Origin of the sequence: Allomesorhizobium camelthorni, assembly GCF_011045125.1 — a bacterium.
Classification (GTDB): domain Bacteria; phylum Pseudomonadota; class Alphaproteobacteria; order Rhizobiales; family Rhizobiaceae; genus Allomesorhizobium; species Allomesorhizobium camelthorni.
Genome location: NZ_JAAKZF010000107.1, coordinates 1 through 14,898, shown reverse-complemented (window position 1 = coordinate 14,898; position 14,898 = coordinate 1). Strand labels below are relative to the sequence as shown.

The 14,898-nt window shown below is 63.2% G+C and carries 12 protein-coding genes; 8 read left to right on the top strand and 4 right to left on the bottom strand.

Annotation, left to right across the window (positions count from 1 at the left end):
- Positions 1-706: 706 nt before the first annotated feature.
- Together G6N73_RS31715 and uvrB are read right to left on the bottom strand one after the other, a co-directional pair.
- Positions 707-1,651: a calcium-binding protein gene (locus G6N73_RS31715; RefSeq protein ID WP_165033907.1), complete on the bottom strand. Its 945-nt coding sequence runs from the start codon at positions 1,649-1,651 to the stop codon at positions 707-709.
- Between the two features lie 101 nt (positions 1,652-1,752).
- Positions 1,753-4,935: an excinuclease ABC subunit UvrB gene (gene uvrB / locus G6N73_RS31710; protein WP_165033906.1), complete on the bottom strand. Its 3,183-nt coding sequence runs from the start codon at positions 4,933-4,935 to the stop codon at positions 1,753-1,755.
- Positions 4,936-5,180: 245 nt separating this feature from the next.
- Between uvrB and G6N73_RS31705 the strand changes: the two genes are divergently transcribed.
- The 5 genes from G6N73_RS31705 to G6N73_RS31685 all read left to right on the top strand — a co-directional run bounded on the left by G6N73_RS31705 (position 5,181) and on the right by G6N73_RS31685 (position 8,399).
- Positions 5,181-5,780, top strand: coding sequence for a L,D-transpeptidase (locus tag G6N73_RS31705; protein ID WP_165033905.1), 600 nt, complete (start codon positions 5,181-5,183; stop codon positions 5,778-5,780).
- A 190-nt stretch (positions 5,781-5,970) separates the two neighbouring features.
- Positions 5,971-6,117 (top strand): ABC transporter, encoded by a 147-nt coding sequence (locus G6N73_RS37505; RefSeq protein ID WP_165033904.1) that lies wholly within the window; start codon positions 5,971-5,973, stop codon positions 6,115-6,117.
- A 150-nt stretch (positions 6,118-6,267) separates the two neighbouring features.
- Positions 6,268-6,939: a hypothetical protein gene (locus G6N73_RS31695; protein ID WP_165033903.1), complete on the top strand. Its 672-nt coding sequence runs from the start codon at positions 6,268-6,270 to the stop codon at positions 6,937-6,939.
- Positions 6,940-7,018: 79 nt separating this feature from the next.
- Positions 7,019-7,606: a protein-S-isoprenylcysteine O-methyltransferase gene (locus tag G6N73_RS31690; RefSeq protein WP_165033902.1), complete on the top strand. Its 588-nt coding sequence runs from the start codon at positions 7,019-7,021 to the stop codon at positions 7,604-7,606.
- Positions 7,607-7,616: 10 nt separating this feature from the next.
- Positions 7,617-8,399 (top strand): hypothetical protein, encoded by a 783-nt coding sequence (locus G6N73_RS31685; protein ID WP_165033901.1) that lies wholly within the window; start codon positions 7,617-7,619, stop codon positions 8,397-8,399.
- A gap of 21 nt (positions 8,400-8,420) precedes the next feature.
- On the opposite strand, the gene G6N73_RS31680 is transcribed toward G6N73_RS31685, so the two are convergent.
- Positions 8,421-9,626: an adenylate/guanylate cyclase domain-containing protein gene (locus G6N73_RS31680; RefSeq protein ID WP_165033900.1), complete on the bottom strand. Its 1,206-nt coding sequence runs from the start codon at positions 9,624-9,626 to the stop codon at positions 8,421-8,423.
- A gap of 225 nt (positions 9,627-9,851) precedes the next feature.
- Between G6N73_RS31680 and G6N73_RS31675 the strand changes: the two genes are divergently transcribed.
- Both G6N73_RS31675 and G6N73_RS31670 read left to right on the top strand, forming a co-directional pair.
- On the top strand, positions 9,852-11,954 hold the full coding sequence (locus G6N73_RS31675; RefSeq protein ID WP_165033899.1) for a TonB-dependent siderophore receptor: 2,103 nt from the start codon (positions 9,852-9,854) through the stop codon (positions 11,952-11,954).
- Positions 11,954-13,168 (top strand): MFS transporter, encoded by a 1,215-nt coding sequence (locus G6N73_RS31670; protein ID WP_165033898.1) that lies wholly within the window; start codon positions 11,954-11,956, stop codon positions 13,166-13,168. Before G6N73_RS31675 ends, G6N73_RS31670 begins: the two co-directional genes overlap by 1 nt.
- A 20-nt stretch (positions 13,169-13,188) precedes the next feature.
- Here the strand turns inward: G6N73_RS31670 and G6N73_RS31665 are convergent, their stop codons facing one another.
- A complete protein-coding gene (locus tag G6N73_RS31665) occupies positions 13,189-14,262 on the bottom strand; it encodes a siderophore-interacting protein (protein ID WP_165033897.1) in 1,074 nt (357 codons plus the stop codon).
- A 235-nt stretch (positions 14,263-14,497) separates the two neighbouring features.
- Here G6N73_RS31665 and G6N73_RS31660 point away from each other — a divergent pair.
- A partial coding sequence (locus G6N73_RS31660; protein ID WP_165033896.1) for a cysteine hydrolase family protein occupies positions 14,498-14,898 on the top strand: 401 nt, incomplete at its 3' end.

Genomic DNA, 14,898 nt, shown 5'->3' with positions numbered 1-14,898 from the left:
GATCCGGCACTTGTCCTCCTGGCTCCACGTCCGTCGGCCATTCCGTGCGGGCAGCTCCTCTTCCTCATCAATCAACATCAGCAAGTGTCCATTACCGAATTAAGTGGACACTATCTTCGTGTGATCGTCGCTGCGCCGAAAGACGCCTCAGGCCGGACGCTTACGTTGCTTCACTCTTCGCAACCTTTGAAAAGGGCGTGTCTTAATGACGTCCCATAGAACGTTTTCGAAATGATCCGCCTTAAACTCAATTAGGTTGTGCAGCGGATCCCGAATTCGCTGGAGCGAATAAGACATGTGTTCCCTTTTTGTTCCGCAATGCAAATCAAATTATATTACATGTCCGCGATTCGTTTCGCTTCCGCAATATTGATGGAGCGGAGAGTAACGAGAATACCAGGCCGTCCATCGGAAAGCCGGTGAAGGCCAGTCTCATTGTCAGGTCGCCCAGCAGGGCGGCGGGCATGCCGGCGAAGGTTCCGTGGGGGACTTCAGGGTCGTTGCCATGACGGTAGCATTGGCGCAGGCGTCGTCGAAGGCGGGGGTAGTGGAGGCGAGCTGTAGCGCGGTGCGTGGTTCGACAGGCTCACCATGAGGGGCCTTATGACTGGAGTGACGTCAGTGCTGCCCCTCATCCGACCCTTCGGGCCACCTTCTCCCCGTATCCTTCGACAAGCTCAGGACGGGGAGAAGGGAAGGGGCGGCTTCACAGCACGAAATCGTCGGCGATCATGTAGTGGTGGCCGCTGAGCGCGAGCTGGAATTCGGGTGTGGAATCGCTGTCGGTGTTGCCCGAGATGATCGTGTCGCTGCCGGAAAAGGCATAGCGGAGCTGGCCCGCGCCGGTGAACGCGCCGCCGCCGACGAAGCGGAAGGCCTGGTTGCCGGAGTAGTTGACGTTGGCGTCGATGTCGGCGAGGTCGATGAAATCGATGTCCTCCTGGAAATCGGTGATGCGGTCGCGGCTGGTGGGCGTGCTTTCGGACGCGGCGGCGAAGACGAACGCGTCGTAGCCGCTGCCGCCGGTCATCACGTCGGCGTTGTAGCCGCCATGCAGGTCGTCATTGCCGCTGCCGCCGCTGAGCCGGTCGTTGCCGACGCCGCCGAGCAGCTTGTCGTTGCCGCCGCCGCCGGTCAGCGTGTCGCCGTAGCGCGAGCCGAACAGGGTGTCGGCATAGGCGGTGCCGACGACGCTCTTGGCGCCCGAGCTTGAAAACACGAAATCCTCGGCCAGCAACTCGCCGATGGAAACGTCGTCGACGGTGAGATAATGGCTGTAGCCGTTGTAGAACGCGTTCAGCGAAGCGCTGCCCGTGGAATCGGTGTACATGAGCGCGCGCAACTGGCTGATGTCGCTGACGCCCCAGGCCGAGACGTCGATGCGGTCGACGTCGAAGGTGAAATCGCCGATCCAGTCGTCGCTGGAGCCGGTCGAGCGGGCGCTCATGATGAACCAGTCGGCGCCGGTGCCGCCCCACAGATCGTTGACGCCCGTGCCGCCGAGAATGTCGTCGTCGCCGGAGCCGCCGAAGATCAGATCGTTGCCGGCGCGGCCGTTGATGTAGTCGTGGCCGCCATAGCCGTAGATCGTGTCGCCGTAAGCGGTTCCGTAGATGCTCTCGGAATAGTTGGTTCCGTGGATGGTGGCCATGGGGTCTCTCCTTCAGTGGTGGCCGCGATGATGCACGCAAGGCGCTGAACAGCGCGGTAATGCGCCGTTCATCTGGCGTTCAGGAGGGTTAATGAGGGGCGCTAGTTGCCCGGGCGGCCGGTCTTGCCGGGGCGACGTTTCTGGCGGCGCGCGTCGGCGGGGTCTTCGTAGGAGCCGATGCCTGTGCGCCCTCGTGGTTCGACAGGCTCACCATGAGGGCTGGCGGAGGCGTTGCGATCCTTCGCGCCCCCCTCTGTCCCGCCAGTATCGCGGGTGGAAACGCCTGCGCCGGCCGATTCGGTTGAGCCGCGATACAGGCGGGACATCTCCCCCTCAAGGGGGGAGATTGGCTGCGGCTTGGCTGGCGCTTTTCCTTCGACAGGCTTTTCGGTGCGGCGGACGGTCATCTCGTCGAGGCTGTTCTTGTGGAAGAGAGATTTGCCGTCGTCCGGCATGCCATAGTCGGAGCCGTGGGCTTCGGCGGCCGTCTGCTTCTTGAACAGCGAGCGCGGGACGGCGTTGGCGGGAATGCCGGCGTCCGGGCCGGGACCCATGGTGTCGAGCGAGGGTTTGGCGAAGAGGGAGGATCCCCTCCCCCTTGAGGGGAGGGTGGCCGCGGAGCGGCCGGGTGGGGTCGCCGCGGCAGTGCTCGACGATCCTTTATGTCGCGCGCTGCCTTTTCCGACCCCCTCTGTCCGCTTCGCGGACATCTCCCCCTCAAGGGGGGAGATTCTCCGGTCATCGACCGCCCGATGCACAGCGCGGCCCTTGTTATGCTTGCCTTTTTCGCGGCCGGAGACCGGGCTTTCGGTTTCGGCGTATTTGGCGAGCGGATCGTCGGAAACGGCGAGCTCCATTTCGGTCAGCCGCTTGATCTCGTCGCGCAGGCGAGCCGCTTCCTCGAAGTTCAAATCGGCGGCGGCGTCGCGCATCTTCTTTTGCAGATGCTCCAGATGCGCCTTGAGGTTGTTGCCCATCAGCGCGCCCTCGGAGGTGAAATCCGAGATGTCGGCGCGGACATGGTCCTTCTCGTAAACGGAGTCGAGGATGTCGGAGATGCGCGACTTGACCGATTCCGGCGTGATGCCGTTGGCCTCGTTCCAGGCCAGCTGCTTCTCGCGGCGGCGGTTGGTCTCGGCCATCGCCCGCTCCATCGAGCCGGTGACCTGGTCGGCGTAGAGGATGACCTTGCCGTCGACGTTTCTTGCCGCGCGACCGATCGTTTGTATCAACGACGTCTCGGAGCGCAAAAAACCTTCCTTGTCGGCGTCGAGGATGGCGACAAAGCCGCATTCGGGGATGTCGAGGCCCTCGCGCAGCAGGTTGATGCCGACCAGCACGTCGAAGGCGCCGAGGCGCAGATCGCGCAGGATCTCGATGCGCTCCAGCGTGTCGATGTCGGAGTGCATGTAGCGCACGCGGATACCCTGCTCGTGCAGGTACTCGGTGAGGTCCTCGGCCATGCGCTTGGTGAGCACGGTGCAGAGCGTGCGGTAGCCCTTGGCGGTGGTCTCGCGGATCTCGCCGACGACGTCGTCGACCTGGGTTTTCGCGGGGCGGACTTCCACCGGCGGGTCGATCAGGCCGGTCGGGCGGATGACCTGCTCGGCGAAGACGCCGCCGGCCTGCTCCATCTCCCAGCCGCCGGGGGTTGCCGAGACGGCGATTGAGAGCGGGCGCATCGCATCCCACTCCTCGAAGCGCAGCGGCCGGTTGTCCATGCAGGAGGGCAGGCGGAAGCCGTATTCCGCGAGCGTCGCCTTGCGCCGAAAATCGCCGCGGTACATGGCGCCGATCTGCGGGACGGTGACGTGGCTCTCGTCGACGAAGACCAGCGCGTTGTCGGGGATGTATTCAAACAGCGTCGGCGGCGGGTCGCCGGGGCGGCGGCCGGTGAGATAGCGCGAATAGTTCTCGATGCCGGCGCAGGAGCCGGTGGCCTCCAGCATTTCGAGGTCGAAGCGGCAGCGCTGCTCCAGCCGCTGGGCTTCGAGCAGGCGGCCGGCCTTTTCCAGCTCGGCGAGGCGGAGCTGCAGCTCCTCCTTGATCGACTTGATCGCCTGGTTGAGCGTCGGCCGCGGCGTGACGTAGTGCGAATTGGCGTAGATCTTTACGCTTTTCAGGTCGCCGGTCTTCTGGCCGGTGAGCGGGTCGAACTCGGTGATGCTCTCAATCTCGTCGCCGAACATCGAGATACGCCAGGCGGAATCCTCCAAGTGGGCGGGGAAGATTTCGATCGTGTCGCCGCGCACGCGGAACGAGCCGCGGGTGAAATCCATGTCGCGGCGCTTGTATTGCTGGGCGACGAGGTCTGCGAGCAGCTGGCGCTGGTCGAGGCGGTCGCCGACCTCCATCTGGAAGGTCATGGCGGTGTAGGTCTCGACCGAGCCGATACCGTAAATGCAGGAGACGGAGGCGACGATGATGACGTCGTCACGCTCCAGCAGCGAGCGCGTGGCCGAGTGGCGCATGCGGTCGATCTGCTCGTTGATCGACGATTCCTTCTCGATGAAGGTGTCGGTGCGCGGCACGTAGGCCTCGGGCTGGTAGTAGTCGTAGTAGGAGACGAAATACTCGACCGCGTTCTCGGGGAAGAACTTCTTGAACTCCGAATAGAGCTGCGCGGCCAGCGTCTTGTTGGGCGCGAGGATGAGGGCGGGGCGCTGCGTCTCCTCGATCACCTTGGCCATGGTGAAGGTTTTGCCGGAACCGGTGACGCCGAGCAGCACCTGGGTGCGCTCGTTCTCGGAAATGCCGGAGATGAGGTCGCGAATCGCCTGCGGCTGGTCGCCGGCCGGCTCGAAGTCCGAGACCATCTTTATCGCAACGCCGCCTTCGGATTTCTCCGGGCGAGCGGGGCGGTGCGGCACCCAGAGTTCGCCGTTCTTGTGCAGCGGGTTGCCGGATTCGATGAGTGCCGAGAGTGCGGCGACGGTCGCGGTGACGCCGCCGGACGACATCTGCTCGGCGTCTTCCAGCGAAATGTCGAGGCCGGCGACGGGATTGAGGCCGGCGGCGGCGCGTTCCTTGGCGGTCGCCGCCCCGCCCATCGAGGTGCCGCGCGCGGTTTTGCTCGGGGCGGATGAGCGCTCGGGGATTTTCTTCGATTTGGTCTTTTGCGAGGGGGCTTTCTCCGCCTCCCGCGAAATCTCCTCGGCCCAATCCGAGATCGAAGCGGCGAGCGGCACGCCGATAAATTCGGCTTGCGGCGCCTCGGCGAAGCCGAAGCGATTGTCCTGATCCGCCGCCGGGGGCGGGTTCTTCTTTTCGGGGGATTTGGCCATGCGCCGAATATGGGAAGAAACGCCGGAAATGGAAAGGGCGATCCAGGGGCAAGCGCCCGCAGACGGAACCGCATGCTGACAGAAGGGTGTCAGGAAGACGGAGCGAGCCAGATGCAGCGCCGGTGCATCGCCGACACAGGCGGCGGAGGAATGCTCGCTCAGGCGACGGCGAGGCTTGGCCTGGCGGGTTTTGAAGTGTTATGAGAGGTCCGATAAGGCGGGGCCGAGTTTCCTGAGCGGGCAAAATGAAAAATGAAAAGATTACGCGCCGAGGGCTGATTGTAGGCGGCCTGACGCTGATGACCTCCGGATGCATGTCGACGATACAGGATGTGGTGCAGCCGGTCCCGATCGCCCTTTCGGCGGAAACCTATCGGGTGGATCCCCGCTATCGGCGGCAGCGCGTGCCCTACGATGGCGGCGAGGCGCCTGGAACGATCGTCGTCAATACGTCGGAATATTACCTCTATTCCATCGAGGAGGGCGGCTGGGCGACGCGCTACGGCGTTGGCGTCGGCGAGCAGGGCCTCACGCTCAAGGGCAATGCGAGGATCGGCCATAAAGCGGTCTGGCCTTCCTGGACGCCTACCGCCAACATGATGCGGCGCAAACCGCGCCTGTTGCAGTATGCTGGCGGAGTGCCCGGCGGACCAAACAACCCGCTTGGCGCGCGCGCTCTTTATCTCTATCGCGGCGGACGCGACACCATGTTCCGGATACACGGCACGAACGAGCCCTGGTCGATCGGCACATCGGTGTCGAGCGGGTGCATCCGCTTGACCAATGACGACATCGTCGATCTCTACGAGCGCATCCCGGCGGGAACCACAGTGCTGGTCATCTGAATATTACAGCGATGCTACATTCCGTGATGGAACCGGCCCGTAACATTTCCGTTAGGCATATCGGCAACTAGCCTCAACTGTGTCTTTCCTGCACTAGGCTAAGGGCTGGTTCGCGACTAACCTTTATGAACCACTATTGTGGTATTTGCCTGAGACTACCTATTCCGCCTCCGGGGAAAGGACCGATTTAATGAGCAGACTTCTAGTTACCGCAATTTCCATCTTTGCCGTCGCCAGCCTGAGCGGCTGCGCAAACATGGACATCGGCAAAGGGAAGGGGAAGGCTCCGCCGCCTGTCGTCGTCGAAGAGCCGGCACCGGCGCCCGTGTTCAAGTAATACCGGCCTCGGTCGGTAGTGGGAAAGGGCCGCTGGCCCTTTCCCACGAATCAGCAATCCGGATCGGGCGACTCTTCGGCTCGGTCGTGAGGTCAGCAGTGGCGGGCAGGACCCGCTTTTGATCTGCACTCCTCGGAGTTCGGGAATGAAATGACGCTTGTAAGTGGCCGTTCACTGTTTGTGGCCCTGCTCGCGCTCGCGGCGGCGTCATGCCAATCGCAATCGCAGGATAAACCTCAACTGAATTTCACGTCCGATGAACGGACCGTGGCGGCTGCCGGGACGCCGACGAGTGCGGTTAATTCGATCAAAGGCCAGTATTTCATCGAATTCCGCTCCCGCTATGCCTATACTTACGGGCATTCCTTCGTGATTTTCGGGCGCATGAGCGAGTCGGGAAAGATGATCAATCCCCAAGTCGCCGGCCTCGCTCCGAAGTCCGACGATCCCAACATCTATATGCTCGGCCATCTCGCGCCGGTGCCGGCCTCGACCGGATGGACCGACGGCGATCTGGAAATCGCCTACCGGTCGGCAAGCTGGACAGTTCCGCTTACCGAGCCCGAATACAGGAGGGTCGTGGCATATATACGCAAGCTGCAGGCCAGCTCGCCGCTCTGGCACGCATCGCTCTACAATTGCAACGCCTTCGTGGCCGACATCGCAAGCTTCATGGGTTACAAGACGCCCGGCATCTGGCTTATGCCGCGAGATTTCATCACCAAGCTTCGACAGATGAATGGCGGGCCGAATGCAATCGGCTATACTGGCCCTCCGGGGGTTGAATCCGGAAATCCCCGCGCCCAAACGGCCGTCCGTTAGGAGATCATGGGCGTCGGGGCGGCCACGCTTCTCAGGACGCCCCATACCGCCGAAAGGGCGCCGGTGAGTTAAATTGAGTATGGAAGTGAGTTCAGTCGGCGAGATCGTATGGGTGCTCGGGATCGTCGGCTGGTACGTGATTCGATATCCCTTCGAGCGCAGGGCCAAGCGCGTGCGGGTGGTGACCAATCGCCGCTCGCCTTCTGAAATCGTCGGACTTGTCTCGGCTCTCTTCGGCCTGGCGATCCTGCCCGGCTTCTATGTCGCGACCGGAATCCCGGAGGCAGCCGACTATCCGGCGAGATGGTGGGCGCTCGCGCTCGGGGCCATCATCTTCGTCTTGGCGCTGTGGGTGTTTCGCAGGGCGCACAAGGAACTCGGCCGGAACTGGTCGATCACGCTTGAGATCCGCGAGAGGCACGCGCTGGTTTGCGCCGGGCCATACGCCGTAATCCGCCACCCCATGTACACCTCTTTCATGCTGATGGGCCTCGGCCAGGCATTTCTGCTGTCGAACTGGGCCGCGGGTCTGGCAGGGCTGATCGGCTTCGCAATCCTTTTTTTCCTGCGAGTGGATAAGGAAGAGCGTATGATGCTGGAGAATTTCGGCCCGCAATACCGGGCCTATATGGAGAGGACCAAAAGAATAATCCCTTATCTTTATTAGAGGTCCTGTCATGCGAGGCCGAGCCCTAAAGATTTCGGCGCCCCGACGCCTTGTCGGCGACCTGATGCGATTTTCGATCGGAGTGCCGCGGGTAACCGTGCAGCGCCACATGAATCTCGGGCCGCTCGTGAGGGCCAGAATGGCGCAGCAGCCCAAACCCTCCTGGAGCGCGATCTTCGTGAAGGGATACGCGCTTCTCGCCCGGGAAACGCCCGAGTTCCGGCGGGCCTACGTCAAATTTCCCTGGCCGCAATTCTACGAATACCCGGTGAGCGTCGCCTCGATCGCCCATGAGCGCGAATATGAGGGCGAGCGGGCCGTGCTGCTGAGCCGAATCAAGGGACCGGAGCGCTGCTCCATCGCCGAACTGCATGCATCGATCCACGCGGCGCGGTCACGCCCGGTCATGGAGATAAAGGAGTTCCGGCGCGCCTTGAAGATGGCCCGCGTGCCGACGCCGATCCGCAGGGCGCTGATGTGGCTCGGGCTGAACATCGCCCGGCAGAGGCCGAACTATTTCGGCACGTTCCAGTTCTCCGTCTATTCGGGACTTGGGGCAGAATCCCTCAACCCGCTTACGCCGCTGACCACGCTGCTCAATTACGGGCCGATCGGCGAGGATGGATCGGTCACCGTGCGCATCCTTTACGACCACCGGGTGATGGATGGCGCCAATGTCGCGCGCGCGCTCCACAGGTTCGAAGAGATACTGAACGGAGAAATCGCCGACGAGGTGATGCAATTCAGCCAGAGCGCTGCCGTTCCTATAGGGCAGGAGCGTGCCAGCGGCTGACGATTCGGCCAGCGGTTCTTGTCAGGATTGCTGCACCGCCGCCGCGCTAACACTGGGCGGCGGTGCGTAAATCTGTCGGGGTCCGGACAGGCCCTTCAGCGGGAAAGCGCCGACGGAGTCCGCCGGCAGGCCGGAAGCGGCGACAAAATCATCGGAGAGAAGGACCGGGCGGCCGAGGTCGCGGCAAAGCCCTTCGATGCGGGCCGCCAGGTTGACCGCCGGGCCGATGACGGTGAAATCGAGCCGGCTCTCGCCGCCGATATTGCCGTACATCACATCGCCGATGTGCAGAGCGATGCCGTACTCTATCCGCGGCTCGCCCGTGCCGGCGCGTTCGGCGTTGTACGCGGCGATTGTCTCTCGCGCATTGTTGGCAGCGGCGAGCGCGCGGGTGCAGACCGAGGCCGGATCCTCGTCGAGGATGGGAAAGATTCCCAAAAGCGCATCGCCGACGAATTTCAGCACCTCGCCGCCGCCGGCGTCGAGCGCGGCGCACATGCGGCCGAAATAGGCATTGAGAAGCTCGATCAGGGCGTCGCGTGGCAGCCGTTCGGAAAGGCTGGTGAAGCCGCGAAGATCGCAAAGCCAGATTACGGCGCGAATGGTTTCGCCCATGCCGCGTTTGATCGCCCCTTCCAATACCCTCGCGCCGGCCTGGCGGCCGATATAGGTGTCGAGAAGAGTGCGGGCCGTCAGGCGGAGCGCCTGAACTTCGAGATTGACCGCGACGCCCGGCGTCATCGCCTCCAGCAGTTCCATTTCCTCGCCGGTGAAGCCGCCCGGGCGCCTGGTCGCGACGGTCAGAACCTTCGCGGTTCCGTCGGAAAAGGGAATGCTGAGCGCGACATAATCGGTCAGGCCGTCGCGGCGCAGATCAGCGAGAATGCCGAATTCGCCTTCGCGCGGCGGCGCAGTGGGGTCGCAGCGGACCGAACCGCCGCCGCTATACACTATCTTGACCGGGCTGTTCTCCAGCACCGGCAAGGCTTCTGCGGTGAGGCGGTAGAACCGCTCCGATACGCCTTTGTCCAGTTCCCATCGTGCGCCGTACGAGTCGACGTGCGGGTGCAGGATCGGCACGCCGGTGGTGAGCCGCGCCACCTCAACGCCGTGGACGAGGAACTGTTCGGCAAGCGCGGCGAGGAATGCCTTCGGATCGCCGATCCGCCTGGCGTCGGTCAGGAGCCAGTGCATGAGCGGATAATCGAGGGCGAAGCGCTGAGCCATGCGGGGGAGCGTAGAACCCCACAAGAGTCGCGGCAAGGAGCGCCGGGCGGGCTCGGTTCAGCCAGGAATCCGGAATTGGCGGGAGCCCCTTAGCAGACGACATTCCCAACCAAGCGTCCCGTCATGTGGACGCATTCGTCGTGCCCGAAAAATAACTTGACTCAAATAGTCAAATTTGTGAACCGCCTTTCGCGAACAAGGCAGAACGCGATGCGGAGAGAGTTTATGGGGACGCAGACGATGACGGGCCGGTGGGGGCTGATCCTGCTGGCGAGCGCCGCGGCGCTGGCCGCGACTCACGGCGCTTTCGCGCAGGATGAACGCGGCGTCACGGTGCTCGAACAGATAACGGTCGAGGCCGAGAGCGACGACATTCTGGTGCAGGACGGCTATGTCGCCAAGAAAGACCGGATCGGCACCAAGGTCGATACGCCGATCGTCCAGATTCCGCAGGCGATCTCGGTGGTGACGCAGGACCAGATCGAGGACCAGAAGCCGCGCACGCTGAACGAGGCTTTGAGCTACACCGCCAGCGTCAACCCCAACAGCTTCGGCTTCGACAGCCGCTACGACGCATTCTTCCTGCGCGGGTTCCCGGCCCACTACAACGGCATGTTCCGCGACGGGCTGCGCCAGTACAACGGCCCATCGGCCTGGTTCAAGACCGAGCCTTACGGCATAGAAGGCATCACCATCCTGAAGGGCCCGGCTTCGTCGCTCTACGGCGTCAGCGGCCCTGGCGGCATTGTCAACCTAGTCACCAAGCGGCCGAAGGAAGAGCGGTTTCGCGAGGTGGAGGTGCTATTCGGCGGCTACGACCGCTACCAGGCGGCGTTCGACTTCTCAGGACCGGCCAACGAGGATGGCACCATCCTCTACCGCATGACCGGGCTTGGCCGACTGGCCGATACCGATCTCCCGGGCTACGCCGACGACAAGGCCTATTTCGCGCCCGCCATCACCTTCAAGCCTGACGAGGACACCAAGCTCACCATCCTCGGCGAGTATTCCCAGTCGGTGACCGGCAGCACCGCCTTCTTCCACAATCCGTCCTACGGCACTGTTTCCGACATCTATTCGGGCGACCCGGACTGGAACGACTTCACCAACAAACAGGGACGCCTCGGCTACGAGTTCGAGCACCGCTTCAACGACGTCGTGACCGTGCGCCAGAACCTCCGCTACAGCGGGGTCGACGCCGACCTCAAATACAGCGGCTTCAACCCTGCGCCGCCGGACCGCTACTGGGGCCACTACAAGGAGAATGTGAGGAACTTCGTCGTCGATAACATGGCGCAGTTCGAGTTCGACACCGGCCCCTTGGTGCATACGGCGCTGGCCGGCTTCGACTATGGCTGGTCCAACTACGACGCCGAGGCAGCGTCCTCGGTCGTGTCTATCGATGACGTCAAGGACCAGCCGCTCTACTTCTCCGGCAGCCAGGAGATGAGCCAGTACGGCCTTTACCTGCATGACCAGATGGAGTGGAACGACTGGACGCTGTTTCTCAGCGGCCGCCACGACTGGGTCGATTCGCAGAGCGTCGACTACAAGCTGGACAAAACCGACCAGACCGACAGCGCCTTCTCGGGCCGTGTAGCTCTGTCCTACCGGACAGAGTGGGGGATCATCCCCTATGCCAACTATTCGACCTCGTTCTCGCCCAATCTCGGTTTTGTCTATGACGCTAGCGACGAGAGGCGGGTCGCACAGCCGACCACGGCCGAACAGATGGAGTTCGGCGTCAAATACGAGATCCCGGACACCAACGCGATTATCAGCGCCGCTTATTTCGACATCGACCAGACGGACGGCGTCGTGCTGGACGGCACTTTCGATGAAGCCGGCAACCAGCGCCAGCGCCAGCTCGACCTCACATCCCGCGGCTTCGAGCTGGAGGGCAGCGCATCCTTCGACAATGGCTGGTCTTTCATCGGCTCTTACACCTACATGCAGATGGAGATCAAAAAGGGCCTGCCGGGAACGGAGGGCAACGAGCTCTCGTCAACGCCCAACCACATTGTTGCGCTGTGGGGCCACTACGACTTCCAGGAGGGCTCGCTGGAGGGCCTCGGGCTAGGCGCCGGCGTCCGCTATGTCGGCGAAAGCTACGGCGACGACCTCAACACCTTCAAGAATGAGGATCGCGTCTTCGTCGACGCCGCGCTGTCCTATGATCTCGGCGCGCGCAATTCGGACCTGGAGGGGCTGATGCTGCAGGTGAACGCGAAAAACCTGTTCGACGAGCGCAAGCCTGTCTGCCAAGCCGGCAACTGCTATTGGGACGAAGGCCGCTCCGTGTTCGGCAGCCTGCGGTACCGTTTCTGATGCATGCTCCAGCCCCCAAGCCGGCGTCTTCGCCGCTCGCGATCGTCATGGCGATCGGCGGCCTTTATGTCGCGCAGAGCGTGATCGGCGGCATCACCTGGCACGGCCTGCCGGCGGTGATGCGCGCCGAAGGCGTGCCGCTCGACCGCATCGGGCTGGTGTCGCTGATCGTGCTGCCATGGGCGCTGAAGTTTCTGTGGTCGCCGGCGGTCGAACGCTTCCGGCTTCCACTCATGGGTCCCAACCGGACCGGAACGATCGTCGTCGCCGGCGGCCTGCTCTCGATCGCGGGGCTATTGGTCGCCGGCCTGATCGGCCCGGCCGCGCTGGCGCCGATGCTCGCCTGCCTGACCGTCGTCGCCTTCGCGGCTTCCACGGTCGACATCGCCTGCGACGGCTTTGCGGTGCAGAGCCTTGCCAAGGAAAACCACGGCTGGGGCAACGCCGCGCAGGTGGGCGGCGCTTGTCTCGGCGCGGCGATCGGCGCGGGGCTGTTCCTGGTGCTTGTCGATGCGTCCGGCTGGCTGATCGCGGTCTGGAGCATGGCGCTGCTGTTGTTGCTGCTTGGACTGCCCTTCCTGTTCGGGGCGGCCTCCCGCACGCCGAACGAGACGCGGGAGCATGTGCCCTCGCTGGTCGCGGCGCTCAGGCGGCCGGAGATACGCCGCGGCCTGACGGCGGCTGCAATCTACGTCATCGCGCAGAAGGCCAGCATCGCGATGCTCGGGCCGTTCTTGATCGATGCGGGGCTGGATTTGGCGACGGTGGGGATCGTCAACGGCGTTGGCAGCATGTTCGTCGGCGTGGCCGCCGCCCTTGCCGGAGGGGCGCTCGTTAAATCCCTGGGGGTGCGCAACATACTGGTGCTGGCCCTGTTGCTGCAGGCTGCGGCGCTGTTCTTCTTCTCGGCCTTCGATCTCGCCGGCGGCTTCCCGAAATGGGCGCTGATCGCGATCGCGGTCGCCAGTTCGTCGGGCGTCATGGCGCTTGGATTCGTGGCGCTCTACGCCCAGTTCATGCGCTGGTCTGATCCGAGGCAGGCGGGCGTGGATTTCACGCTCTTCCAGTGCATGGACGCGCTGGTGAGCATGGCGGGCGGCATCCTGGCCGGCTACGCGGCGGAGCATTTCGGCTACGGCATCTTCTTCGCCGGGGCGGGCGTCGTAGCGCTCGCAGCCGCGCCTGCGATTGCGATGGTGTCCGACCGGCGCTGAGCGCTGGTCGGATAAAGCAACTATTCGTCGTCGCTTTCGCCCGAGATGCCGCGCCGCCAATAGGCGACGACCAGGTGGCGGTCCTTCTTCAGTCCCCATTCCTTGCGCAGGATTTTTCGCAGTTCCTTGAAGTCGGCGAACTCGCATCCGGCCCAGACGTAAAGATCCGGCGGCAGGAGCGCCGGATCCATCCTGCGAAGCGTATCCGACAGCAGCCCCGCGGTTCCAGGGTCGCGGCCACCGCGGTAGAGCCAGGTGACGCGGATATTGCTGCCGCCGGCAAGCGGGATCGTATCGGCCGTGCCGTCGACCTCTATGAACACCTCGGCGTGTGTCGCCGGCGCGAGATCGTCGAGAATACGGCCGATGGCCGGAAGCGCCGTGTCGTCGCCAAGGAGGAGGAGATTTTCCGCTTCCGGGACACCGCCGCCGCCCGGCCCGATCATGCCGATGATATCGCCGGTTTTCGCATTCTCGCCGAAGGTCGCGGCCGGCGTATCGCTGCCCGGATGCAGGACGAAATCGACGTCGACCCAGCCCGCGGTGACGTCGATCGCCCGGATCGTGTAGACCCGGACCACGAGGGCGTCCTCGCCCGAGGGCCAGACCAGCAGCCCGTCGGCGCCCAGCGAAGGCCATACCGGCGGCCTGCCATGCGGGGGCAGGAGCAGGCGCACATGCAGGCCGCCATGGGTGAAACGGCCGAGATCGCTGCCGGCAAAGCGCAGGCGCTGCATGTGCGGTGAAATCCGGGCCGAGGACAGGACGGTGATTTCGCGGAAGAAGACTGGGGTGCCGGCGTCGGCGCCGTCGCCCTGCCAGCGGATTCCGGCCGTTGTGCCGAGATACTCGGCGAGGTGGCCGGCAACGCCCATCTTCATGTAGGAGAGGTTCGTCTCGTCGTCGGCATAGACCTGAATGCGGGCGCTGCGGTCGCCAACTATGGCGCTGAGCGAGCCGTAATGGGTGCGAAACTCCCATTGGTCGTCGACCCCGGTTTCGATCTCGTACTCGCTGTGCTCGGCGCGCAGCTTTTCCATCACGGATCTGATCGTGTCGTGCTCGATACGGGTTTGCGCGCTCAGTTGGTCCATCGTCCTGCCCCTTGCGTCTTTCGGCGTCCGGCGGCCTTCCGCGGCACGCGGACACGCCTCCGATGCCGGCTTGCCATGGCGGCTTCGATGGTTCCAGTTAAATATGAGTGTGAATATCAGATTTTATGGCCGATCTGTTCGTCGGCCGGAATTCGATGGGGAGCGCCGGTGGCTTAAATTTCGGCTGTGATAATCCGCCCGGTGTCACAAACCTGCATTCGGCGTTCCGTACAGCATGGCGATGATCAAACGCTGTCTCGTCATCATCGACCTGCTCAATGACCATCTCGATCCTTGGGACGCGGACAAAGTCAGCCGACTGGTTCAGAATACCAACAGGCTGGTAAGTGCCTTCAGAAGGTCACATCTCCCAGTGATTTGGGTACGGCAAGCGTTCCGCCCCGATCTCAGCGACGCATTTCTTGAAATGCGCGATAAACGCATCGCTATTGCCATTGAGGGCACGAGAGGCGCCCAGCTTCACGCCGGGCTTGATTGGCATCCAAAGGACGCGACAATCATCAAAAAACGCTACAGCGCGTTCTTCAAGACAGAACTTGAGGAGCATCCAAAGGACGCGACAATCATCAAAAAACGCTACAGCGCGTTCTTCAAGACAGAACTTGAGGAGATCCT